This is a genomic window from Sphingobacteriales bacterium (genome assembly GCA_016711285.1).
Lineage (GTDB): Bacteria > Bacteroidota > Bacteroidia > Chitinophagales > UBA2359 > JADJTG01.
Genome location: JADJTG010000002.1, coordinates 576996 through 602978, shown reverse-complemented (window position 1 = coordinate 602978; position 25983 = coordinate 576996). Strand labels below are relative to the sequence as shown.

Here is a 25983-nt window from a genome sequence, read left to right as displayed (position 1 = left end):
ATGAAAAATATTATTATTTTACTGCTCATTTATATGGGTGCAGTAGGTACGAGCGTAGCCCAAACCTACAATGTAGGGTATCATAGTTGCACGAGTTGTAATAGCAATAATCCAAACTATAATACCAATCCCTCCTTTTTTGAGCTTACAGGTGCAGGGGTAATAGATGTAGTGTCGGATTTTGGACGCAGAAACGGAACGGGTATCAGCAATTGGCACCGAGGAGTAGATATTACCCTAAAAGACCCTGCCACAGATGATACAGACTTTCATCTTTTGTCCATTGTGGGCGGAAAGATAGCAAGAATACAGGGAAATGCTGGAGGTTTCAAACTCATTTCGATAGAAGGGAACAGCAGCCAACACCATTTCGGTTACGGGCATATTTTTGATGATAAAGATGACGGATATCCCATTCGCAGAGGAGACATGACGATAGTTCAATTTAAAAATAATGACACCCCTCCCAAAGATGAATTAGCAATTATCCACCATCCTGTTGGAGGCACTCCGGTAGCTTATGCCAATAGTATAGGTATAAATATTAACTTTACGCATCCATTTACTAATTTGGTATATTCATTGGTTACAACAAATATAGTTGCACAAAATCAACCCATTGCGCCCTTAGGAACATCCGGAAATGTGGCTTCTCACTTACACCTGTATCGGTTTGTAGATCCATATATACACGACCCGAATAACTTACTAAGCACAATATCTATTCAAGATAAAGAAAATTGCAAAGACCCCTTAACTTTATTGTCGCACTACGGCACACAATACCACCTTGATATTACTACTCAATTTGATAACGGTGGTGCAAATAGTTCAGAGGCTAAGGTTAGAGTTACGATGGAGGGTGTAGATAGTTATGGTATTGCCGTCGACCAATATTACAAAGGAGGCTTAATGAACGTAGACCAAGTGGAGGTGTTGATAAAAAAGACTACAGATGATGAATTCAATACTATAAAAGGCAAAAAATATGATTGGCGAATTTGTGAAAATTCAAGAGTAGAAAGTGTACCGCCTGATTATGGTTTTTATCCTAACAGTAGCTCTATTACAGAAAATATTGGCAGTTATACTAAACAAGGCATAATGCCTTTTGCGTATGGAAATTCCTCCTCTCTATTAAATACACCTTATGACGATTTTTATTTTACGGATTTCCCGCTTCGCATTCATAAAGATGATAACTATGGTGGTGACAATGCTAAGATGGCACCCCTCAGCGAAGCAGCCCGCTACCCCGATGGCAAATACGATTTGTTAGCAGAGGTCACCAATATAAAGGGTATTATTACACCAAGTGACCAACAAGAAATTACCATCGACAACTTCCTGCCTTACGTCAAAAGCATCGTCGCCACCAACGGCGCGCAAACTTTCGAAAGCCGCTGGGAGTGGAACGAGGGTACACAAAAACTTTGCCTAACAAAACAAGGCGGAAATTTAAACATCACCGACACTCAAATAAACCTAACTGTGCTGTGCAGCGAGCCGATGTCGGAGTTGAAGTGGTTGCTGGCAAATAATACTTCTATCAGCGGCAACCCCGATGACACTTTCACTGAGTGGCAATTTATTTTACCCGCAGAAGAAATTCTTCCGAATACTACCCAAGATCAGTATTTAAAATTGGTGTGTCGCTTTGAGGGTAAAGATATAGCAGGCAATAAGCTAATGGATTTTTCCAACAAAGCCAACCAGCCGGAACCCTGTATTAGCGGCTCCGAATTGCCTTATCGCCAAAGCAATACGCTTTTTATGAATGAGGGCGGTGGGCAGCCGTTTATAGGAGCTAATTTTGATGCCAGCCATGCTATCCCTTTCAATTGCCCTGAAAACCCTGAATGTCTCCAGCCTTCCTTCGACATCGAAACCCCCGCCGCTTGCAGCAGCAGCACCGAAAACGGTTTGCCCGCCGTATGCTTGGGCACACACGTTACCCTCCAAAACACCACCCCCAATTGCGAGGGCTGTACCTACCAATGGAGTTTCTACGGATTCACCACCTACGACGAAAATTTAGTACCCCAAACCTACGGGCAGCAAACATATCCGAGCCATTTCTCTTTTGTGGAAGGAAATGCTTTCTCTCTGAATCCTAAAATACAATGGCTCATAGATGGAGAAGTGACAATACGATTAACAGTTGCGCGCAATGGGCAAAGTGCCATAATAGAAAAAAAACTACTCAATAAAACCACTGACTGCTCGGTAACTTTTGCACCCGATGCTTCGTTAAGTTCCTGTGTTTTAGATACGCTAGGTAATGGGTCAGCATTTATAGAGGTAAGTAACACAAGCATTATAGGTGCTACTCCATCTCAATATCTGAATGACAGCCCTCTCTACAATACTTTATTTAGCTACCCTATTAATAGTCCTCCTCAAGCAGTAATATTGACACCTGCCGCAACAGCTGATGCCTCAGAAACTAAAAAAAATGGTCTATCCTATTACGGATATCCATTTTACTATATAGTCGTGAGTACCAACGGCTGCGCTTCCAATGCAGTTGCAATAGATTGCTACCAAGAAGACGGCAGCATCACAGGTTTAGAGGGCGGCGGCGACTATGATATATGTTCAGCTATTTGGGGCATACCCGATTATCAGCTTTTTGAGCAAAGTGATTTAAACGAACCGCTCTCCGTATGTGCGGGCGAAGAACATTGTGTTCGTTTTAAGCTATCTTCTAATTATTGCCAAGCCGGTTGGGATAATCCTTGCCCTTTGGGTGTGGTATTATATTTAGAAGACAATACCGTATTGGGGAGTCAAATCTTTGACGGCAGCAGCACCGAAGGCGAAATGTGTTTTACACTCCCCGCCGACCAAGTAGGTGCGCATCAGGTAACGCTGGCAGCCACTATTCCGGGGTATCCGTATTGTGCCAAATACATCACGGAGTGGCTTACGGTACAGCCGCAGCCGCAAATGCAAATACAAGCACCCACAGATGCAGTATGCTCAGGGCGCGATTTTACGATACCCCTCATCATAGAGCCGCAATATACTGCCGATAATTATACATTGAGCGTCAGCATAGAAAGTCCCTCTACTGTAACTGGTGGCACTGCCTATACTTATAATGATTATAACCCTTCAAAACCTTATATTTTAGTACAAAATTTTGTCAATAAAGGCACTACTGTCCAATGGGTTACATTTAATTATACGCTGATAGATAATGCAACAGGCTGTAGAACACAAGAACAAGTAAAAGTAGCAATAAGACCCCATTTTTCCTCTTTGTTAAACGTTGAATGTGTCAATCTGCACCCCATTACAGGTATTCATGTCAATGAATTATCCTTGAGCAACAATGGCATACGCCCTTATGTAGAGTTGGTCGTTACCGGAACCCCCTGCGATTTGAATGATATTCGTAGATTCATTATTGATGATAACAATGGTAGCACCAATAGTGCTTTTTCAAACAATGCCGCCAATGCAGGTGTTAGCAAAGGATATATTCGTTTTAAAGACATACCTCGTTGGCAGCAGGTTCCTACCGGTTCGCTTATCTTAATTTACGATAAACAAAATAAAAACAGCAGCATTAATATTCCGGACGACCCGACAGATATTAATAAAGATGGTGTATATGTAGTACCCGTTAATGATATAGGGTTGGAATGGATAGATGGCACACCCAGCCCGCAACAGAATGGTGCGAATGAAGTGCCTTATTACGAAGAGGGTATCAGCAACACAGGAAACTGGAATGCTATCAAATTGCGCAATAGCGGCGATGCTATGCAAGTGCGTACACCAAGCGGCTATTATTACCATGGTATTTCTTACGGTGATGCTTATATGCACGGCGGCAATGATAATCTAAAATTAAGCGGTAATAATGGAAGTGATAAAGTATTCAAATTTGAAGATGGTGATTTTAGGCAGCAAAGCCGTTGGCAGGTGGGTTCTACCTCTGCTCAAAGCCCGGGAATACCGAATAATCCGCTGAATGTAGCCTATATCAACGCGCTTAAATGTGATGAAACGACAGAGGAAACAAAAGCTAAAACAGCCCAAACATACCATTCAGACGCATCTGTTTTCATTCATATTACGCCCAATCCATTTGAAGATAGATTTATTATATCTGCTTACGGAACTTCTACAGAAGTGGAAAAGATGATTTTTACATTGTATGATGTACAGGGAAAAGAAATTTTACATACTGATCCTATAAAAATGGAGGATAATTATGTAGAAACTGAGATAAATGTACCGCAACTTGTAGTAGGTGTATATTTTTTAAGAGCAAGGATTTATACTAAATCCGGTATGGTAGAGCAACCATATAAATTGGTGAAAGGTTTTTAGTTTTAAACCTTATGTTTATAATACCACCGGCCTGTTAAAAGTGTCGGTGGTATTTAATTATCTCCCAAGCCTCCGATTTTAATATTTTTTTTCCGAAACATTTCAGCTTTTCAAAACCATATAGGTTTTGTCTTTAACTTTGCCCCCACTTATGCGCATTGGAATTTTTTTCGGAGGCTCTTCCCGCGAACGCGAAATATCTTTTGCCGGCGGCAGAACCGTTTACGACAATTTGGATAAAAGTTTGTTTCAGGCTGTTCCTATATTTGTGGATAGCTTCGGCAATTTTATTTTGCTCAAATGGGAGTATCTCTATAAAGGCAGTATCCGCGATTTTTATCCGCACCCGCAATACCTGCCGCAGCACGGCGATTTTGCCGATATTCAGATTTATGCCGAGTCGCTCGCCGAACACAGCTCCCCCCACCAACTCGCCGAAGGGCTGGGCGAGCGCGTACTGCCGCACCAACTCGCCGAACACATAGATTTCGCTTTTTTGGCACTGCACGGTGCTTATGGCGAAGACGGCTCTATTCAGGGCTTGCTTCAGTTTTTAAAAATCCCCTATTCCGGCTCCGGTATTTTGCCCTCCGCTATCGGAATGAACAAAGTGTTTCAAAAACAACACAGCCGCCGAAGTACCCGTTTTGCCGTCATCAGCCGCCGCCAATGGCACACCGCCGCCGCCGCCGACCTCTTTGAACACTGCAAAAAAAATATCGGTTTGCCTTTGGTATTGCGCCCTGCCAATCAAGGCTCGTCTATCGGCGTAAGTATCATCCATCATCACGATGATGCGCCTACCTTTATGCGCGGTGTGGAGCAGGCATTTTTTATCAAACGCATAGAGCAGGCGGAATGGGCAGCTAAAAACCGTCAGGAAAAATTGCTTTTTATCAAAAACCTCTGCGACATACGACATCAAATCGGCTTGCCTTTGTATATCGGCGATACGTTGCTGTACACGCCCGAAGCCGTTTTTAATGCCATAGAAGCACATTTTTTACAAGATACCGAACCCTTGCTTTTAGAAGCCGCCGACAAAGAAAATGAGGTGTTGGTGGAGGAATTTATTGCGGGAAAAGAATTTTCCTGTATTGTGTTGCGCGATGATGAAGGGCGCATCGTGGCATTGCCGCCCACCGAAATTCGCAAAGGCGGCGAAGTATATGACTATCGCTCCAAATATTTGGCAGGTTTGTCGAGCAAAGTTACGCCCATAGAATTGCCCGATGCCCAAATCAATGCCATTCGCCGCGCCTGTGTGCGTTTGTTTGAGCAATTCAGGTTCAATGTATATGCCCGTATAGATGGTTTTATCCGCCACCACGACCAAGCCATCATTCTCAACGACCCCAACACTACATCGGGTATGTTGCCTTCTTCGTTTTTCTTTCATCAGGCTGCCGAAGTGGGCTTAAATCCTTCGCAATTTCTCACTTTCATCATTCGCAACTCCCTCCACGAGCGCGCCGAAACCCTCAGCCAACAGCCGCGCAACGCAATTTTGTTGCAGCAATTAGATAAAGCACTCGAACAGCAAAAAAGCAACCCTTTGCGCAAGCAAAAAATAGGCGTTGTATTGGGCGGCTACTCTGCCGAGCGGCATATTTCGGTAGAAAGCGGCAGAAATATTTACGAAAAATTGGCTTCATCTACCCAATACGACCCCATTCCTTATTTTTTATACGGGTCTGAGCAAGACTTTTCTTTGTATCAAATTCCTATCAATATTTTATTGAAAGATAATGCCGATGATATTGCCCAAAAAATAGAAAATTATCACAAAAGCCCCTTGCTGGAGCGCATCATTGCCGAAACGCGCCCCCTGCGCCACAAATACGGCGGCGCAGTGCTGAGTGCGCCGCAAAAAGTGTCGCTGGAAACTTTGGCAAAGCAGGTGCAGGTGGTGTTTATTGCCTTGCACGGTCGCCCGGGCGAAGACGGACATTTGCAATCGCAACTCCAACAATTCGGCATTGCCTACAACGGCTCAGGAGTGGATAGTTCGCAAATTACCATTGATAAATACGCCTGCAACAATCTTTTGGAGGCAAACGGATTTGCGGTGGCGGCTCGCTATTTGGCACAAAAAACAGACTGGCAAAACAATGCAGAGGCTTTTTATAGGCTCATAGAAAATAAATTTTCTTATCCTTTTATCGCCAAACCCCACGATGACGGTTGCAGTGCCGCCGTTAAAGTCATTCGCTCGCGCGCGCAGTTGGCGGCTTATGCGCAGTTGATTTTCAGAGAAAACGCCGAATTGGGCAGCAGCGAAAGTGCCGTATTAAAATTGCAGCCCAAAGAAGAATTTCCTCAAAAGCAGCAGTTTCTTGCAGAAACCCTCATTCAGCCCGATGCCGATACGCGCCTTTTTATGGAAATTACAGGCGGAATGTTGGTAAAAGGCAACGACAAACAGCGCGATTTTGAAGTTTTTGAGCCTTCGGAAACCTTAGCTAATGCAGAAGTATTATCTTTGGAAGAAAAATTTTTGGCAGGAGAAGGTCAAAATATTACACCGGCGCGTTTTGCCGCCGATGCACAGGAAAATCGCCGTATTTCGGAGGCAGTGCGCCGCGAACTACAACGCGCCGCCACCGTTTTGGGCGTGCAGGGATATTGCCGCATTGATGCTTTTGTAAAAGTAAGCAATGCAGGGGCAATTACGACCTATATTATAGAAGTCAATTCTTTACCCGGAATGACCCCCGCTACTTGTATTTTTCATCAGGCAGCCATTCATCATTACAAACCGTATCAATTCATAGATAAAATCATTCAATACAGCCTTGAACGACAATAATAAACAACAAACCATAGTGGGCGGTGCGCTGGGCAATATTATCAACCGGCTGAATACGCGCCCTGTTTTTCGCGATGTATTGCTCGCCGCGCTGGGGCTTTTACTCGCTTTCTTTTTATTTTCCGTTTTTTTAAATATCTACACCCGCCACGGCGATGCCCAAATAGTACCCGATATTATAGGTAAAATTGCTAATGAAGAACTGGAAGATTTATTGGACGACCGCTCTTTGCGTTTGTACGTTGCCGATTGTACTTATATCAAGGGTATGGCTCCGCTGCAAGTGATAGAACAAGACCCGCCGCCGCTTTCCAAAGCTAAAAGCGGAAGAAAAATTTATGTAACTATCAATGCCGTTGAGCCGCCGCTTACGGTGTTTCCTGATATTACCGATGTGTCTTTGCACAATGCCCAAATGACTTTGAATAATTTGGGATTAGATGTAGCCGAAACTGTATATGTGCCCGATATTGCCAAAGATGCAGTATTGTATTTTGAAATGGACGGTCAGCGTATTAAACCCGGAGCTTCTATTCACAAAGGCAGCAAAATAACTTTGTTTGTTGGCGATGGTAAAGGAAATACGGAAATAAAAGTACCCGACCTTATCGGTATGCAATATACCAAAGCCCTGTTTACATTGCGCGGTTCGGGGCTGAATGTGGGACAAATATTTAAAGACGAAGATGTATATGATGCTACGCAGGGATTTGTATATAAGCAAAGCCCCGCACCCGATGCAACGGGATTGGTGATTCTGAATGCCGGCGATGCCATTAATTTATACATTCAGAAAGACCCCGTATTTGAAGATGAAATCTTGGATACAGCAACTACCACAGATAGTGTGCCTGCCGCACCTGCCGCCAACTCTGCCGCCGATACTGCGAATAAAAAACCTGCGGCAGCTCCAAAAAATACCGAAAATAAAGATGACGATGACTTTTTTTAAAAACAGCAGTCTATAATTTACTGTTGTACTTAATTTTATATGCTATCTTTGTAAAAAATCATTTTTTGTCACACACGCTACGTTGAGCCAATATGAATAGAGAGCGGCTGTTATCTTTATTGCAAAATCCTCAGCTTCTGCACGAAGTTGAGTCGGACGAATTGGATAACTTAATACAACAATATCCGCATTTTCAGACAGTGCGCCTCTTGTTGGCACAAAAAAAACAGCAGGAATCACCAAAAACCTCTTTGAGTTTTTTGCAGCAATGCGCTTTATACCTCACCGACCGCCGTCAGTTGCTGCGCTTGTTTAAGAAAAAAGAAACGACAAGCCCCCCAACCATTGCGCCCGACACTTTCGTCGCCGATCCCACGCCTTCGGCTTTGGTGTCCAAAGATTTATTGGCATTGATACAAGCCGCCGAACAAGACGATAATTTCGTTACGGTGACTTCTGCGGCGGCAGATGAAAGCACAGAAAATGTACCGAATCGGCAGGTAGAAGAAGATTTGAACAAGCTCAAAGACGAAATGCACACGACAGATTTGAGTGATTATCGGAAAATAATAGAAATGCGCCTCAAAGAAATAGAGGAGCGCGAAGCAAAAACAACTTTGGAGCACCAACTGTTAGAAGAAAACGAAGCACAACTGAAAGCGGCTGCGGCAAAAAGCGATGAAATGACAGAAAAAAAAGAACCTAAAAAAAAGCGTTCGGGCAGAAAAAAAACAGATGGAGTCGCTGCTGATGAAAACCCCGCCGGAGATGAAGCACCTGCTGCCGATGTCAAAGAAGATGGTGCAGCCCTGCGCATCAGCCGCTTGCTGGATAAAGAAGTCGGCGACTTTATGAACTCGGATATTGTCGGCAAATCTTCCGGTAATACGGAGCAGGAACAAAACGATGCTGATGATGTAAATAATAATGAAGAAGACAATGAATTGATACGCCTCCTGAAACAAAAAATTGATAATTTTAAAAGCAATAATACCCCCACAACAGAAGTTTTTCAGCAAGAAAGCGGCATCAAAAAAAATGAAGAAAATATAGCCGAAATTCAACAATTTATGAGCGACTACCAACAGCAGGAAGATGCCGAGCAACATTCAGGCACTAATTTTGCTGCACCGGAGGAAGAAGATATAGTAAGCGAAACCTTAGCTAAAATTTACGAACAGCAGGGCTTATACGAACAAGCAATGGCAGTTTATGAACAGTTGCGTTTGCAAGAGCCGGAAAAAAGTATTTACTTTGCACAAAAAATAGAAATTTTAAAAAAATTAATTTAACACATTTATAAGTCATGTATAATTTTATCACGATTTTATTAATCCTCATCTGTATATTGATTGGTATAGTGGTATTGGTACAAGCTCCCAAAGGCGGCGGATTGGCGGCAGGTATGGGCGGAACCGGCACCACCAATATGTTTGGAGGCGTACAAAAAGCATCAGACTTTTTGGAGCGTGTAACGTGGACTTTAGCCATTGCGTTTTTTGTATTGAGTATTTTATCTACCGCCTTTTTGGAAAGCGGCACTGCTACCGATAGCACTGCGCCGGCTACACAGATGGAGCAGCAATTGGAAAACGAAGGACAATAATATTTTGTCTTTTTGGTATAAAAAAGGTGTCGGCTGCAAAACCGACACCTTTTTTTATTTTTTTCTGTTGAAATATATTTTTTATTCCAACTCCCGCACCAATTTCAACATTTCCTGCTGCAAGGTTTGTGTTTTGTCGTTGGCATACCAAGTATGTACTTCGGTTACGAAATCTTCAAAACTTTTGCCGCCGCTATCTTTTTTATAAGCGTTTACTTTTTCCTGTAAGGGTGCGGGGCGCGGTCCCCAAACTGCCACTAATTCGTAGTTGTCGGCATCTAAGCACAGCACAATCGGAATGGCTTTGCCGCCGTTGGTCAGAAATTTTTCTATCAAATCGGGGTGTTGGTCGCGCAAAATGAGGCGGCACTCAATACGGTTGGCGGCTTCGGCAGCTTTTATCCACACGGGCACTGTTTGAGAGGCATCGCCGCACCAGCCTTCGGAAATAATGAGCCAGATATAATTTTGTCGGAGTTGCTTCAAAGCCGCTTCCAAGTCGGTGTTCAGGTGGGCGGTTTTGTCTAAGCGGTTCATACGTTGAATATTCAACCGGATATATTCTGCCATCTCCGCACACAGCTCAGAGCCGTCCGTATTTTTCATCGTACTCAAACTCAATTCTGTAACAGCCCGGTAGGTGGCATAGTCCGTAGATGCTTGCACCTTATCATAAAAAAACTGATTCATGCTGATAAATTTTTTGCTTTTTATAATGAGTAAAATATAATACTTTCTTAAACCTGTAATTTATTTATTATGTTGTAAATTATTGATTTTTAAATAGATAATAAAATTATTCCGTCAGGCGACGTATCATATAATTATCTACGGCTTGAAAAAGATGGACAGGTTTCATTGTACGCCAACTGATGTGCTTCAGTTCATCGTTGAAATGTATATAATTATCAATATTGCCTTCGCACATTTCTTCTGCTACTTGCTCTCTTATATTCAAAGCTGCAATCCAGCCGTTTTCGTCTTCTATATCGTTGCGCCACTCTTCATAGTAGCAATCATCTGAAAGATGAAAGTCCAGCACATTTTCAATAATTAAAATAAAATGAACGATGCCTTCTTGTATTAAATGTTTGATGATATTTTCTTTTAAAAACATAATATCATTATAGAGGCAATCGTTCCACTCGCCCATCAGTTCAATAACGGCAAAATGCTCTGTATAATCGGCATAGAGAATTTTTGCGTAGAGTGTTGCAGAGCCAAAATCGTCCCATTGCGGGTGTATGTAATAGTTGTAAATCGTTTTACTGTATTCAAATTCACTGTATTCCCTGCCATAAAAAGGGGAGCGTTCGTCTTCGGCGGCTATATACAAATCGCGCCAGCTATAAAAAGGTTCTATGGTATGCATGAGTCAGGAGCAAACTAAAAAACTAATATGCCGATAAATGCTGTATTTGCAAACAACAAAATAAGGTATTGTGTGGTTTTTAATTAACTTTTACTAAATCGTTGCAGCATGCTGTCGCGCAAATCCATCAAGCGGCGGCTGAGTCCCACTTTATAAATATGCGGGTTCTCAAAACGGCGGTGCTCTTCGGGCAACAAGGCGAGGCGCTGGGCTGCATAGCGTGCTATATCTTGAATATGTTGTTTTTCTAAAATGCGTTTGCCGTTTTGCATCACTATATGCAAAAGCTCTTCGCTCTGCAATCCTGCCACTTTCGTAGATTGATTGGAAAAAATAGGGCTGTAAATAATATCGGTGGACTTGTCTTCTTCGAGCAGCAATACGCCATCGCGATAGAAAAACCCCTCGGCATCGTAGTAGCGGCACACTTTTTTGAGGGCGGGCAAAGATACTTTTACATAATCGTTGGATATTTTTAAAGTAGGCTCTTGGTTGTACATACTCATTTTATACACACCATCTAATGCCGATTCGCCGTGTGCCGTGATGAGTTTTGTGCCTACGGCATAGCCGTCAATGGGAGCTTTTTGTAAGTCCAAACTCCGTATCAGGTATTCATCTAATTGGTTGGAAACCAATATTTTGATATTCGAAAATCCCGCTTCGTCCAGCATTTTTCGGGCTTTTTTCGACAAATACGCCAAGTCGCCGCTATCCAAACGAATGGCAGCAATTTGTTTGCCCTGTGCCGCCAATTCCTGTGCCACCGTAATGGCGTTGGGCACACCGCTTTGCAAAGTATTGTAAGTATCTACGAGCAGGGTGGCATTGTCGGGATAAATAAGTACATAATTGCGGAAGGCGGTGAGTTCGTCTTCAAAACTTTGTACCCACGAGTGCGCCATCGTTGCCCAAAGCGGCAGCCCGTGATAATAACCGCCCAATACATTGCTACTGGCATCTGCGCCGCCGATAATAGCCGCACGACCGGCGTGCATACCGCTCCAGCCTTGCGCCCGCCGTAGCCCGAAATCTATAAACAAACGATTGCCCGCCGCCTGCCGGATACGCGCCGCTTTGGTGGCAATGAGCGACTGAAAATTGAGTAAATTCAACAATAGCGTTTCAACAAGCTGGGTTTCGATAATCGTGCCTTCCACGCGCAAAATGGGGGCGGTAGGAAATACCACTTCGCCCTCGCGCGGCGCAGAAATAGTGCCGCGAAAGCGAAAATTTGCCAAAAACTCCAAAAACCCCTCGTGTAAGCCCTGCTCGCGCAAGTAGCGCAGGGTATCGGTATCGTATTGAAAATTTTCTAAAATATCCAAGAGATTATCCAAACCGGCAAAAATAAGATAGCCGCCCTCGTAGGGATTACTGCGAAAAAAATAATCAAAGGCGGCTGGCGTATCTCCTTTTTTTTGTAAAAAATAAGCCTGAGCTAAAATCAACTCGTAAAAATCGGTGTAGATGGATAATTTATCGAAGAGTTTGCGCATATCGTAAAAAAAAAATGACCGAAGGTCGTGTAAGAATGTTGAGAGGCAAATTTAAAAAAGATTTCCGCTTTGAAAACATAAGAATTGCCTTAACAAAATTTAACGGCGCGATTTAACAATTTTTTACCCACTACTGTTGTTTATATTCAAAACAATCAGCGATTTTTGCATCGTATTCGCAACGCAACAACGCATCTGAATTTTAGATTGAAAAGTAATAATTTTTTAAAATATTTTTTAAAAAAAATTATCCAAAATAAAATATGAGAAATTTTTCATTTATGCTGTTAGCTGCTATTTTCGGAAGTTTACTTACTTATGCAGCTTTTCGTCACACACTGGTACAGCAACAAAAAAATCAAAATGCTTCTTTGTTCCAACAGGTGAGCAATACCAATGCTACATCTGCTTTTATGCCCGCTATTTCCACGGCTTTTGGCGCAGCACCCGCAACCGACTTCACCGTTGCCGCCGCTAAAACCACCCCTGCCGTAGTGCATATTAAATCCAAACAAACCGCCTACACCACCTCTAATCGCGGTAGCGACCCCTTTCAGGGTTTGTTTGGCGACGATTTTTTTAGTCCTTTCTTCGGCAACCCGGGCGGAAGCCGTCAGCCCGCCGAAGCTACCGGCTCCGGCGTTATCATCAGCAACAACGGCTATATTGTCACCAACAATCACGTAGTAGAAAATGCGGACGAAATAGAAATTACGCTCTACGACAACCGCACTTTTAATGCTACCGTAGTAGGCACTGACCCCAATACCGATATTGCGCTGATAAAAATTGAAGCTGCTGACCTCCCTATGCTCGAACTCGCCAACTCCGATGATGCGAGGGTAGGAGAGTGGGTACTCGCGGTGGGTAATCCTTTTAATCTGGCTTCTACCGTAACAGCGGGCATTGTGAGTGCCAAAGGCAGAAATATTGATATTCTGCAAACCAATTCAGCGATTGAATCTTTTATTCAAACCGATGCCGCCGTAAATCCGGGCAACAGCGGCGGTGCTTTGGTCAATATTGAAGGGCAATTATTGGGCATTAATACCGCCATTGCCACGCCTACGGGCGTATATGCGGGCTATTCCTTTGCCGTGCCTGCCAATATCGTACATAAAGTAGTAGAAGACCTCAAACGCTACGGCAATGTGCAACGTGCTTATTTGGGTGTTCAAATTCGCAGTTTGGATAGCAAATCGGCTGCCGAGTTGGGCGTAAATATTACACAGGGCGTGTATGTGGACGGTGTCACCGACAATTCTGCCGCACAGGAAGCCGATATGCAGCAAGGCGATGTAATTGTAGCTATTGACGGTGTGCGCGTGAAATCGGTGCCTGAATTGCAGGAGCAAGTGGGCAAACACAATCCGGGCGATGTGATTAATGTGGGTGTTAATCGCAAAGGAAGCAATAAAGATTTGCGTCTCCGCCTCCGCAATGCCGACGGCAATACCAATATTGTGCGCAAAGAAGATGTAGCTTCGGCGGCGGCAGGGCAACTCAACAGCGTGCTGGGCTGCGAACTCAAACCCGTGAACGATAAACTCAAAAAAGAAATGGGTATCAGCGGCGGCTTGCAAGTAACCAACTTGGGCAACGGCAAACTCAAACAATATACCGACATTCGCGAAGGTTTTGTGATTACGCGTGTTGATGAAAAAGACATTAACTCTTATGAAGAATTTGCAAAAATATTGCAAAGTAAAAAAGGACGTGGCGTATTATTGGAAGGAAAATATCCGGGCGCAAAAGGTATTTATTATTATGGCTTTGCGATGTAATTGCCTGTAAAGAAAAATTTTTTTTGATATTGCCCCAAAATAGCGGTAATGTTAGAAAATAACTGATAAAGTTGTTTTTTAACATTACCGCTTTTCTTTTTTTAGGGCGTGTTTAAATTAAAATGATAACTTGTTTTCTTTGTTGGGGCAATAGGTGAAGGAATTGACAATTTAAAAAACTTATATCAATAATGAGAAATAAATATTTAGTATCAAAAAGCTATATCAGCAAAGCGTCTGTATTGGCTACCATAGAAGCCTTAGGTGAGCAATACACTTACCGAATAGTAAAGGAAAAAAATATCTTCGTGGCTTAGATGACATTGATTTGTATCGGGATATTTCCGATGAAGAATTTTATCTTATCGGATTTTGGGTGATTGATGAAAACGAGTTTTACGAGGATCCCTACATCATCAACGGAGAGAAATACTATATCGCCATCTATATGACACACCATTCAGATATTTTGCACGAGGTCAATCAACTCATCAGAGATTTGCTGGCTATTTACCCCGATATGTTTGTTTCAGATGAGTATGCCAGAGAATTTTACTCGCTGTCGGATATTCTTTCGGGCAATATACCGCCTTGGTTAAAAGAAGGGTTTGAAGATGTTGTTTGAGTAAAGGGATATTGGGTTTGTATTGGTCGTTGGTTTGTGTAGAAAAATCAGTGATATTCCTGCCATTATAGCTAAAATCGCTCACAGAAGATTTTGGCTTGGGAAAAAACCATCTTGTGCAAGAGCTGCAAGAACAACACGGCGTTATTTTTATCAAAGGAATTGACAATTTAAAAAACTTATATCAATAATGACAAACGTATATTTAGTCTCAAAGACTTACATAGATAAAGCCTCTATAGTGGCTGCCATAGAAGCCTTAGGTGAGCAATACACTTACCGAATAGAAAAGGAAAAAAAATATCTTCTTGGCTTAGATGACATTGATTTGTATCGAGATATTTCCGATGACGAAATCTATTTTATAGGATTTTGGGTAATTGATGAAAACGAGTTTTACGAGGATCCCTACAACATCAACGGAGAGAAATACTATATCGCCATCTATATGACACACCATTCAGATATTTTGCACGAGGTCAATCAACTCATCAGAGATTTGCTGGCTATTTACCCCGATATGTTGGTTACAGAGGACTACGCCAGAGAATTTTACTCGCTGTCGGATATTCTTTCGGGCAATATACCGCCTTGGTTAAAAGAAGGGTTTGAAGATGTTGTTTGAGTAAAGGGATATTGGGTTTGTATTGGTCGTTGTTTGTGTAGAAAAATCAGTGATATTCCTGCCATTATAGGTAAAATCGCTCACAGAAGATTTTGGCTTGGAAAAAAACCTCTTGTGCGAGAGCTGCAAGAACAACACGGCGTTATTTTTATCAAAATTAAACTTAATTTTTAATTTATGGCAGAAGCTAAAATAGTTTATAAAGATAATAAAGGTTTTTGGATAGCTGAAGATGCTATGGAATTAGCCTTTCAATATATATACACTGAGCTAAAAACAGGTAACTATCATTTTTCTATGATGGAAAATTTGCTATATGACTGTGAGGTAGTTATAAATGGTTGGAACAGAAGCTATTTGACTCTAACATGGAAATATGATTTGCCAAATTTGGAAGACGAACAAGAAATGATATTTCTGTTAGAAAATATTATTGTAAAATTACAAAATAAAGGAGAATACATTTCTATAGAAGAATTACAGTCTTTTACTCCCGAAGCAACAGATTGGAAAAATTTTTGGAGCAAGCCTTTTCGTACTATTAATTTATTAAATATTTTTGACGCTCTTATCAAAATGCTTAAAGGTGAATGGGATAGTACTAATTATGATATGAAAGTGAATTGGAATACGGAGGAGATTTAATATTTGCTACTATTCTATATCAATAATGACAAACGTATATTTAGTCTCAATCGTTAAAAACTCTATAATTGTCGGTCTTTACAAAGTTGATTTATAGTATATTGTTTATAAAAATTTAAACATATTCAAAAAAATAACCTCTTTTCAAGGAGTTTCCATTAATTTTAAGCCGTCAAAATTGCACTTTACTATACGCTTCGTTTTTATGATGACTTCTTGGATAAAATTTTTGGCAGCTTTGTTGTTTTCTGCCTTGTTTGTATGGACACTCAATACATCTTTTATCATCAAAGGAAAACCCCTGCCGGCAGTAGGCAAATTGTTTAATCCTTTCAGCGGCTTTTGGAATAGCGGCGAATCCGCCAAAGCCCTCAAAGGCAGCCAAACCTACGATTTTCCTGAACTCACGGGCAAAGTGACGGTTGTTTATGATGAACGCCTCGTACCCCATATTTTTGCAGAAAATACCGCCGATGCCCTCTTTGTGCAGGGCTATGTGACGGCGCAGCACCGTTTGTGGCAAATGGACTTTGCTACTCGTGCCGCCGCCGGCAGAATTTCGGAAGTCATTGGCGAGGCAGCTGTCAATTTTGATAAAGAAAAACGCCGCAAAGGAATGGTGTATGCCGCCCAAAATGCCGTAGAAGTATGGAAAAAAGATGCCGCCGCTTATACCTTGGTGGAGCAATACAGTGCCGGTGTAAATGCTTATATCCAACAATTAGCTCCCAAAGATTATCCGGTAGAGTACAAAATTTTGGATTATGCACCCGAAGCGTGGTCGCCTTTGAAAACCGCTCTCTTTTTTAAATCTATGGCAGAAACGCTCTGCTCCGAAGAAACTGATGCCGAAGCCTCCAACACCTTGCGCTACTTCGGAAAACCCATTTTTGATTTCCTTTATCCCGAATATTTTCCGCAGCAAAGCCCCGTTGTTCCCGACCAAAACGAGTGGAAAAACTATCGCTCGCTCAATATCCCCGACAGCACCGCCCTGCCAGCCGTCAAAGCTGCTGCCTATCGCTCTCTGCCCGCCGCCGACTTTAATATATGTGCCTTCGGCAACAGCGACAACCCCTATTTGAACAGCAATATTGATGATTTTTTGCAACAAAAAGATATGCATGCCGGCAGCAACAACTGGGCAGTAGCCGCGTGGAAAACCAAAAATGGCAACCCTATTTTGTGCAACGACCCGCATTTGCAGTTGAGTTTGCCCGCTATTTGGTACGAAATTCAGATACATACCCCGCAATCCAATGCCTATGGCGTATCCTTGCCCGGCATACCTGGTATTATTATCGGATTTAATGAATATATCGCTTGGGGCGAAACAAATCTGGAGCACGATGTAAGCGATTGGTACAATATACAATGGAAAAATGCCGCCCGCAACAGCTATATCATAGACGGTCAGGAAAAACCCGTACAATGGGTAGTGGAGCGCATTGCGGTGCGCGGAAAAAAAGAAGCCCTCATAGATTCGGTGCGCTACACACAATGGGGACCGGTGGTGTATGAAGACAGTAGCAATATTCATCAAAACATGGCATTGCATTGGCTGGCGCACGAAAAATCAAATGCCAATGAATTAGTGGCTTTTGTGGAGTTGGCGCAGGCTAAAAATTATAACGATTATGTAAAAGCCATCGGCAAATTCGGTTCGCCGCCGCAAAATATCGTATTTGCCTGCAAAGACGGCGACATTGCACTGACCGTACAGGGACAGTTGCCGATTAAAAATGAAGAACAGGGGCGTTTTGTGCAGGCGGGCAACGACAGCAAAAATGCGTGGCACGGTTTTATTCCGAATGAGCAGCTGCCGCGCCTCAAAAATCCCGAACGCGGTTTTGTGTCTTCTGCCAACCAACATTCTACCACACCCGATTATCCGTATTATTACAACGGCGGCTTTGACCATTACAGAGGTCGCTATCTCAACCGCCGCCTCGCCGAAATGGATAGCATCACGGTGGATGATATGAAACGCCTCCAAACCGATGCCCACAGCATCAAAGCCGAAGAAGCATTGCCTTTGCTGATGCAATTTTTAGAGCCTGCCCGCTTAGATGCCGCCGAAAAACCCTACGCCGAAATGTTGCAGGGGTGGAATTACAGCTATGAAGCCGATAAAGTAGCTCCTATTATTTTTGAAACTTGGTTTGATGAATACTATAAAATGTTGTGGGACGAAAATTTGAGTGTGCGCGATACACTGTCTATCTTGATGCCCGAAACCTACACCGCCATTGCGCTATTGCGCGATCACCCGCAGCATTTTTTCTTCGACACCAAAGCCACCCCCGTACAAGAAACCGCCAAAGATATTGTTACGCTGAGTTTTAAATCAGCCGTAAAAATCATTACAGACTGGAAAACAGCGAACCCGCAAAAAAACCTCAACTGGGCGGAATATCGCAATACACACATTCCGCATTTGGCAAAAATAGAGGCTTTCAGTGAAGAAAATATACAATGCAACGGCACAAAAACCGCCCTCAACGCAGTACAAACCGAGTGGGCTCCTTCGTGGCGTATGGTCGTGGAATTGGGCAACCCTATAAAAGCGTGGGGCGTATATCCGGGCGGGCAAAGCGGCAATCCGTTCAGCAGCTACTACCGCAATTTTGTAGATACTTGGAGCAAAGGCGAATATTACGAACTCAACTTCTGGAAAAGCCCCGAAGATGCCAAAGACAAAGTGCTGATGCAACAAAACTTTGAATAAAAGTGTTTTAAACCTACTACCTCCCTGTAAGATAAATACAACTTACGCTTATGGGAGGTGTTATTATTTTTTTTATTACTCACATCTTTTTAGTTGATTATGACTTCTCGACAAAAACTATTGGGTTTGTTGGTATTGTTTGCGGGAGTATTTTTTTCTTTTACATTTTATTATATACTTCCTGCCCTGTATGGCCGTCCGGGTGGTGCAGATGTATTGCAGCCGCTTAAACGCTATTTCCCGATTACAGATGAGTTTCAGAGCGACAATACTATTCGTGTGAAAGATACCCTGTATCATCGCATTGGACCCTTTCAATTTATAGACCAAGACGGTCTGCCTTTCAGCGAAAAAAACTTAACCGACCATATTTATATCGCAGACTTTTTCTTTACACGCTGCGGTACGATTTGCCCCAAATTGTCCAAAAGTCTCGAAAAACTCCAAACCCGCCTCAAAGATGAAAAAAACCTCTTGTTTCTGTCGCATACCGTTGATCCCGACTACGATACGCCGCAAATACTCAAAGAATACGGACAACACTACAATGCCGACTTTACACGCTGGAAATTTTTAAGTGGCTACACGCGCGATGAATTTTATCCTTTTGTGAAAAGCAATTATTTTGTAACCGCCATGCCCGGCGCGCAGGGCAGCGTGGACATGTTTGATCATACCGAAAAAATGGTATTGGTGGACAGAAACCGCATCATTCGCGGCTACTACGACGGCACCGACTCGCTGGCAATGAGCCGCTTGGTGAAAGATGTGATGGTATTGCAAGTGGAATACCAACAGCGAAAAACCATTGAATACGACCCCAAACGCGCCCCAAAAAAATAATGTATTAACCTATTTTAACCAACTAACATTTTAGTTAAATATTTTTTGCTTGTAAAACATTGCTATAAACACTTTCTTTGCAGAGCGTTTTCATTATTTCGCTCCGAGCAATGAATCATACTTTACAGGCATATCAATCACAATTGGCAGTTTGTCGGGATATTTTTGAAAAAAAAACCAAAGATTACGGCACTTCGTGGCGCATTATGCGCACCGCTTCCATCACCGACCAAATCTATATCAAAGCGCAACGGCTGCGCACTTTGCAGACTGTGCGCCAACAAAAAATTGACGATACACAGGAAAGCGAATTTATCGGTATCGTGAATTATGCTTTGATGGCTTTGATACAAATGCAATTGGGCGTGAGCGATACCGCCGATGAATTGGGCGAGACGCAGGCACTCGCCCGCTACAACGAAGCCGCACACCAAGCCGAAGCTCTGATGCTGCGCAAAAACCACGACTACGGCGAAGCATGGCGGCTGATGCGCGTGGAGTCTATTACGGATTTGATTTTGGTAAAATTGTTGCGCATCAAACAAATAGAGGACAATGAAGGAAAAACACTCATTTCCGAAGGTATTGATGCCAATTATTTGGATATTATCAATTATGCTTTATTTGCTTTGATAAAATTATCGGAAGCGATAGCATAGGTTTTATGCTATTTTTTAAAAAAATGAAAAGAAAAATATCATATTTTCAATAACAATAAAAAACTGCAATAAAAATATGAAAATATTTATGCACTGGCTGCGCTTTGTTTTGGGCACTTTTTTTGTGTTTTCAGGACTCGTAAAAGCCATTGACCCCACCGGAACAGGTATCAAAATGCAGGAGTATTTTGAAGTGTTCACCGAATATATGCCCGCACTGAGCGGCTTATTTCATACAATGGCAGAGGCTTCGCTCGCTTTTTCTATTTTGATGATTGTGTTGGAATTGATTTTGGGCATTTCGCTGCTGCTCGGTACTTTCTGGATTCCGACCATTTGGCTCTATATTGCCATTATTTTGTTTTTTACGTTCCTCACCGGATTCACCCTCACCACTAATAAAGTTACCGATTGCGGATGCTTCGGCGATTTTATGAAACTCAAACCCATTCAAACCTTTTCAAAAGATGTATTGCTCACCGTGCTGGTGTTTGTTTTTTGGTTTTTTCGCAAAAAAATAACCCCACTGCGCAACAACGAATACTGGTGGGTGGCATTGCTGGGAATGTTTTCGTTTGGAGTGGCGGCGTGGCTCACCAACAAATACGGAACAGGAGCAAAAATCAATATTATGATACTGGGCGCACTCACAACGGCATTTTATTTGTCGTCTTATTATTTCAATTTGTCAAAAAGCACACGCTACACCATGTTGGGCATTTTGTCGGTATTGAGTATTTGGTTTACGATGCGCAATGTGTGGAACGTGCCGATTGTAGATTTCAGAGCTTATAAAAATGGTACAGACTTGCGCAAATGCACCTCTTCGGAGGGCTTAGATGAAGGGCTGATAATCAATAAATTTGTGATGGAAAGCCCGAATGGTGAAAAGAAAACCGTACAGATTAAAGAATATTCGGCATTGGTGGCACAAGGCTGGAAACAAGTAGGGCGCGAAGATGACGTAATCCGCGAACCACAATTGCCGCCTTGCAAAGATTTTATTGTCACCAACGCTGTCGGCGAAGAAATACAGGCGCAGCTGCTCGAAGATAGCGGCATACAACTCTGGGTTACTTCTTACAACACCGATAAAGCCAATCGGGAAGGATTTAATCAAATGAATCCTCTGCTCAAAGAAGCCGCAGCACAGGGCGTAAAAGTATCGGGGCTGACGGGCAGCGATATTGCCCAAGCCAATGTTTTGACCGAAGGTATTTATAGTTTCAACAACTTAGATGCCACGCCCATCAAAACCATGAACCGCCCCAATCCGGGACTTATACTCATCAGCAATGGTGTGGTGGTAAAAAAATGGCACTACAATCATTTGCCTGCCTCTTACGAAGCCATGAAAAAAGAAGTGGGTTGGAGTAAATAAAAATACACACCGTATTGTGTTTGTTTTTCTTTATCGTTTTCCGCAACGATAAAAACAAAAAAGGCGAAACTGAACATTTGGTTTCGCCTTTTTTGTTTTTTTTAAAAAAATTTTTTTCAGACTTTGGGCGGTATCAAGTGCATGGCTCTTTCGGTGAGTGCCGTGATGGTGAGGCTCGGATTAACGCCAATATTGGCGGAAATCATACTGCCATCGCATATCAGCATATTTTCATAATTGAATACCCGATTATTTTTGTCAATAACGCCGCTTTCGGCATTTGCGCCCATACAAGCTCCGCCCAAAATATGTGCCGTAGAAGGAATACCCAACAAAGTTTCGGTATTCATCACCATGGCTTTTCCGTTGATGATTTTTTCTACTTTGCGGGCAATATCCTGCGCCACAGGGTTAAAAGCGGTAGGTGCTTCTCCTTCTGCCAAAGCGGTTTTTTTGAAGCCCCAGCGCGAGCGTTTCATTTGCAAAGTGGAGTCGATGCTTTCCATATACAAGAGTATTTGGGTGCGTTTGCTCCAGTCGTCAATAAGAAATGCTTTTAAATTGGCAACCGGATAGCGGAAAAAATCTTGTATCATTCGATAAAAACGCTCCGACATGGTTTTCCCCTGCACCATAGGAGCCATAAAAATGCGCCAAAATCCCGAACCTTCGGAATATTTTACCGGCTCTATGTGGCGGTTTTCGTCAATATTTACAATAGAACCAATGGCGATACCTTCGGAAAAACTCGTTTTTTTGTCAAAAGTCGTCACGCCTATCAAACTTTCGGAGTTGGTGCGCACACCCTTGCCGAGTATCGGCGACAAACGCGGCAGCGATTTTTCTTTCAGGCGCAGCAGCAAATCCATCGTGCCGAGTACTCCGCCCGCAAATACCACCCCTTTGGCGGTTACGCTTCCTTTTTTAGGAAAATATGAAAGCGACTCTTTGAAATGAATGGTATAGCCCGCGCTACCGTCTTCGTGGATTGGTACTACATCATATACTTCGGTTTCGGCTTTGATGGTGCAGCCAAATTGTTGGGCGAGATACAGATAATTTTTATCTAAGGTGTTTTTGGAATTAAAACGGCAGCCCAACATACAGCCGCCGCAGAGGGTACAGCCGGTACGCGAAGGACCCTTGCCTTCAAAATAGGGGTCGGGGACGGTTTCGCCGGGTTTGCCGAAATACACCGCCACCTCCGTTTTTTGAAAAGCCTCCGGTTTTCCCATTTGCTCGGCTAAGGTTTGCATCACTTTATCGCTTTTGCTCATATAAGGGTGTGGCGTAGCACCGAGCATGTGTTTGGCGAGGGCATAGAAAGGTTTTAGTTCCTGCTCCCAGTCGCACAAACCGCGCCACGCTCCCGAATTAAAAAAAGGAGATTTGGGCACAGGCAAAGTATTGGCATATACCAAGGAGCCGCCGCCCACACCTGCACCGCTCAACACCGCCACATGCCTGAAAATGGTGAGTTTGAAAAGCCCCGTCATTTTTAAATCCGGCAACCACAACCATTTTCGCAAATTCCAGTTGGTTTTCGGAAAATCTTCGGGCTTATTGAACCATTTTCCTTTTTCGATGACGAGTACCTTGTAGCCTTTTTCCGAGAGCCGCAACGCCGATACCGAGCCGCCAAAACCACTGCCGATAACTACATAATCGTAATCAAAATTTGTTGTTTGCATCATCTCTCTTTATATTTAAAATAAAAAAACAGTATCGGCGTTCAAAGGTTGAACATACTTTTAAAAAAAGGCAATATATGAAAAATAATATTTGGCACTGTGTTTTTTTGCTTTTTATATCCGGCATAGCTCTAAAAGCGCAAAACGAAACTCCTGATTTATTGAGAGTGTAAATTAAACTGTGCTAAAGCCAAATTTTGATATTGATAATCAGAAAGTTATAAAAAATTGACACAGTTTATTTTACAAACCCGATTTATTAGCTCAAATACCCCAATCGTACAAGCAGCATAGCCGAGCATACCTACAATATAATTTATCTCATATTCCTGCACCTGAAGGGGGTTTTTATTTTGTACTTAGAAAAAACGGTGTTTATATTGACACCCTTCATCATATCTACACTCCTGAAAAAATACTTTCTTATTATGTAGCATCGGATACCTTGTTCAGTTATCTGAGCATGACAAGTGAGTACGGAGTGGGATACACACAAGAACAAGCAATAAATGGCGAATTTTGGAGTGTTAAGAGTACGCCATTGAATACCATTTATGGAGATCTAAAACATTACAATAAGTACTTAGAGCCTTACCACGAAGAAATTTTTATATTAGTGGGCTTAGAAGATATTATTAAAATCGTAGATAGAAAGGAGGTTTTTTAACTTATTCCCATTTGGTTAATATTTTATAACTTTGTGTTATGGGCTATAGTAGAACAAAATTTGAACAAAGAGGATTTGACGAGAAAGAATACCAGAAGTATTATCATCGTCATTAAATAGAATACATACGCAAGAAATTGCGTTGCGTTTTTCTGTATAATCAAGGGAAAGAATTTAAAGAAATCCCTTTGGAATTGAACGTACACTGGCAAAGTGTGCGTAAATATATCAATGAGTATATTATGGGCGGCTTTGAGCAATTATGTAAGCGGGTTGAGCGAAAACAACCCAGCCAACTAAGCGAGTTTCAAATGTCTGATTTTAAGGAAGTTGTTTTAAATAAACGTCCTCGAGGGTAGGTTTAAAGGGGAATATTTGGACAGGCAACGAAATGAAAGCCTACCTGAAAGCCACCTATGGAGTAGTTTATAAATCAGGCATTTATGACTTATTGGAACGCTTAAATCTGAGCCACCAGAAAGCCCATTTTGATTATGGCAATGCCGATAAAGACAAACAAAAAGCCTTTGTTACAGACTTAAAAGAGCAACTTTTGGTAGCTGATGATACCACCGCCGTTTTGATGTACGACGAGTTTTCGATAAGTGAAAGACCCACCTCCTATTACGGATGGGCAGAGAAAAACACGCGCCCTTTGGTGGTTACCAATGAAAAAAACGTTCAAGACTAAACGGATTCTTAGCCATTGACCTTTTTGATGCGGATTGTCTGTTCCAAGCCAACCAAGTAGCCAAAGCCGAGCAAGTAGCTCAATATTTTGCCGATTTATCACTTATTTATCAAAATAAAGGGATTAAAAAAGTAGTTGTTTATTTGGATAATAACCGCACACATAAGGACAAAATGAAAACAATTTATCAAGAATTGACGGCTCAATTAAATCTTGAAATAGATTTTAGATACCTAACTCCTTACTCTCTAAAACTTAATTTGGTAGAGTATGCCATACACTTGATAAGGTTAAATGTGACGCACAATGCTGATTGTAAAGACTCTTTACAAAAATTTGAACAGCATATCAATGAACTAACTAAACAAAAAATATTTACTAAAAATCAAATTGTCAATATTTTACAACATATTGATGACCTTATCAATAAAAATTAATATCTATCTCACGAAAGGGAATAAATAGCAGAATTTTTTACATTTTTGTATCAGGCATAAAATGACCGAAACTGTTTATTATTCAAATAAAAGATAAAATGGAAGAAATAAAAAAAATATTTATCAATTTAGAACCGGTGGTAGCTTTTTCTATAATAGTTGGGTTCACAATTTTATTTGCTGTTTTATTAAGCAAATACCTCCAAAGACTGATTACAGAAAAGACAAAGGAGCATCAGGTAGATACTACGGGTTTTATTTTTTTAAAAAATATGATTGTGACCATTGTGTATTTTTTGGGTTTCGGCTGGGCACTATTAACGATGCCGATAACGCATACATTTGCACACTCGCTGCTTGCCGGAGCCGGAGCTACAACTTTAATATTAGGTTTTGCTTCGCAGCAGATTTTTAACAACTTGTTTAGTGGGATTTTTCTTATACTTAACAGGCGTTTCAAAATAAATGATATCATAGAATTTCAAAGCAACAAAGGAAAAGTAATAGAAATAAGTTTAAATTCTATAATAATTGAAGATGAAAACGGAGATAAAATAATAATCCCAAGTTCTACAATTTTAGGAGATAAAATAAAAATATATAAATAATAAAAGAAAAACTCCGC

The 25983-nt window shown here is 41.9% G+C and carries 20 protein-coding genes; 16 read left to right on the top strand and 4 right to left on the bottom strand.

The genetic code is table 11. The features are described 5' to 3' along the window. From IPL35_02825 to secG, 5 genes are all read left to right on the top strand, one after another. The gene (locus IPL35_02825; protein ID MBK8442397.1) at positions 1 to 4344 is read left to right on the top strand and encodes a T9SS type A sorting domain-containing protein; all 4344 of its coding nucleotides are present in this window, start codon (positions 1 to 3) and stop codon (positions 4342 to 4344) included. 151 nt (positions 4345 to 4495) lie between these two features. Beyond that, on the top strand, positions 4496 to 7153 hold the full coding sequence (locus tag IPL35_02820) for a D-alanine--D-alanine ligase (GenBank protein MBK8442396.1): 2658 nt from the start codon (positions 4496 to 4498) through the stop codon (positions 7151 to 7153). Next, positions 7140 to 8105, top strand: coding sequence for a PASTA domain-containing protein (locus IPL35_02815; protein MBK8442395.1), 966 nt, complete (start codon positions 7140 to 7142; stop codon positions 8103 to 8105). Before IPL35_02820 ends, IPL35_02815 begins: the two co-directional genes overlap by 14 nt. Before the next feature lie 92 nt (positions 8106 to 8197). Continuing rightward, on the top strand, positions 8198 to 9397 hold the full coding sequence (locus IPL35_02810; protein MBK8442394.1) for a hypothetical protein: 1200 nt from the start codon (positions 8198 to 8200) through the stop codon (positions 9395 to 9397). Positions 9398 to 9411: 14 nt separating this feature from the next. Further along, positions 9412 to 9711, top strand: a complete 300-nt coding sequence (gene secG / locus IPL35_02805; protein ID MBK8442393.1) for a preprotein translocase subunit SecG — start codon at positions 9412 to 9414, stop codon at positions 9709 to 9711. A gap of 81 nt (positions 9712 to 9792) precedes the next feature. Here the strand turns inward: secG and IPL35_02800 are convergent, their stop codons facing one another. The 3 genes from IPL35_02800 to IPL35_02790 form a co-directional block, all read right to left on the bottom strand. After that, on the bottom strand, positions 9793 to 10401 hold the full coding sequence (locus IPL35_02800) for a thioredoxin family protein (protein ID MBK8442392.1): 609 nt from the start codon (positions 10399 to 10401) through the stop codon (positions 9793 to 9795). Positions 10402 to 10507: 106 nt separating this feature from the next. After that, positions 10508 to 11083: a hypothetical protein gene (locus IPL35_02795; GenBank protein MBK8442391.1), complete on the bottom strand. Its 576-nt coding sequence runs from the start codon at positions 11081 to 11083 to the stop codon at positions 10508 to 10510. Between the two features lie 83 nt (positions 11084 to 11166). Then, the gene (locus IPL35_02790; GenBank protein MBK8442390.1) at positions 11167 to 12582 is read right to left on the bottom strand and encodes a nicotinate phosphoribosyltransferase; all 1416 of its coding nucleotides are present in this window, start codon (positions 12580 to 12582) and stop codon (positions 11167 to 11169) included. A gap of 263 nt (positions 12583 to 12845) precedes the next feature. Here IPL35_02790 and IPL35_02785 point away from each other — a divergent pair, with 263 nt between their 5' ends. The 8 genes from IPL35_02785 to IPL35_02750 all read left to right on the top strand — a co-directional run bounded on the left by IPL35_02785 (position 12846) and on the right by IPL35_02750 (position 21872). Continuing rightward, entirely contained in the window at positions 12846 to 14366 is a 1521-nt protein-coding gene (locus IPL35_02785) for a Do family serine endopeptidase (protein ID MBK8442389.1), read from the top strand. A 328-nt stretch (positions 14367 to 14694) separates the two neighbouring features. Then, positions 14695 to 14991, top strand: a complete 297-nt coding sequence (locus IPL35_02780; protein ID MBK8442388.1) for a hypothetical protein — start codon at positions 14695 to 14697, stop codon at positions 14989 to 14991. Positions 14992 to 15181: 190 nt separating this feature from the next. Then, positions 15182 to 15616, top strand: coding sequence for a hypothetical protein (locus IPL35_02775; GenBank protein ID MBK8442387.1), 435 nt, complete (start codon positions 15182 to 15184; stop codon positions 15614 to 15616). A 177-nt stretch (positions 15617 to 15793) separates the two neighbouring features. After that, positions 15794 to 16261 carry a hypothetical protein gene (locus tag IPL35_02770; GenBank protein MBK8442386.1) on the top strand — a complete coding sequence of 156 codons (468 nt, stop codon included), beginning with the start codon at positions 15794 to 15796 and terminating at the stop codon, positions 16259 to 16261. Positions 16262 to 16466: 205 nt separating this feature from the next. After that, positions 16467 to 18989, top strand: a complete 2523-nt coding sequence (locus tag IPL35_02765; GenBank protein ID MBK8442385.1) for a penicillin acylase family protein — start codon at positions 16467 to 16469, stop codon at positions 18987 to 18989. Positions 18990 to 19088: 99 nt separating this feature from the next. Then, the gene (locus tag IPL35_02760) at positions 19089 to 19832 is read left to right on the top strand and encodes an SCO family protein (protein MBK8442384.1); all 744 of its coding nucleotides are present in this window, start codon (positions 19089 to 19091) and stop codon (positions 19830 to 19832) included. Between the two features lie 110 nt (positions 19833 to 19942). Next, positions 19943 to 20491: a DUF1599 domain-containing protein gene (locus tag IPL35_02755; protein ID MBK8442383.1), complete on the top strand. Its 549-nt coding sequence runs from the start codon at positions 19943 to 19945 to the stop codon at positions 20489 to 20491. Between the two features lie 76 nt (positions 20492 to 20567). Then, on the top strand, positions 20568 to 21872 hold the full coding sequence (locus IPL35_02750; GenBank protein ID MBK8442382.1) for a hypothetical protein: 1305 nt from the start codon (positions 20568 to 20570) through the stop codon (positions 21870 to 21872). A gap of 116 nt (positions 21873 to 21988) precedes the next feature. Here IPL35_02750 and IPL35_02745 read toward each other — a convergent pair whose 3' ends face one another. After that, a complete protein-coding gene (locus IPL35_02745) occupies positions 21989 to 23566 on the bottom strand; it encodes a GMC family oxidoreductase (GenBank protein ID MBK8442381.1) in 1578 nt (525 codons plus the stop codon). Positions 23567 to 24621: 1055 nt separating this feature from the next. Between IPL35_02745 and IPL35_02740 the strand changes: the two genes are divergently transcribed. The 3 genes from IPL35_02740 to IPL35_02730 all read left to right on the top strand — a co-directional run bounded on the left by IPL35_02740 (position 24622) and on the right by IPL35_02730 (position 25966). After that, positions 24622 to 24921: a winged helix-turn-helix domain-containing protein gene (locus IPL35_02740; GenBank protein MBK8442380.1), complete on the top strand. Its 300-nt coding sequence runs from the start codon at positions 24622 to 24624 to the stop codon at positions 24919 to 24921. A 14-nt stretch (positions 24922 to 24935) separates the two neighbouring features. Further along, positions 24936 to 25358 carry a transposase gene (locus IPL35_02735; GenBank protein MBK8442379.1) on the top strand — a complete coding sequence of 141 codons (423 nt, stop codon included), beginning with the start codon at positions 24936 to 24938 and terminating at the stop codon, positions 25356 to 25358. A 98-nt stretch (positions 25359 to 25456) separates the two neighbouring features. Next, a complete protein-coding gene (locus IPL35_02730) occupies positions 25457 to 25966 on the top strand; it encodes a mechanosensitive ion channel (protein MBK8442378.1) in 510 nt (169 codons plus the stop codon). Positions 25967 to 25983 lie beyond the last annotated feature (17 nt).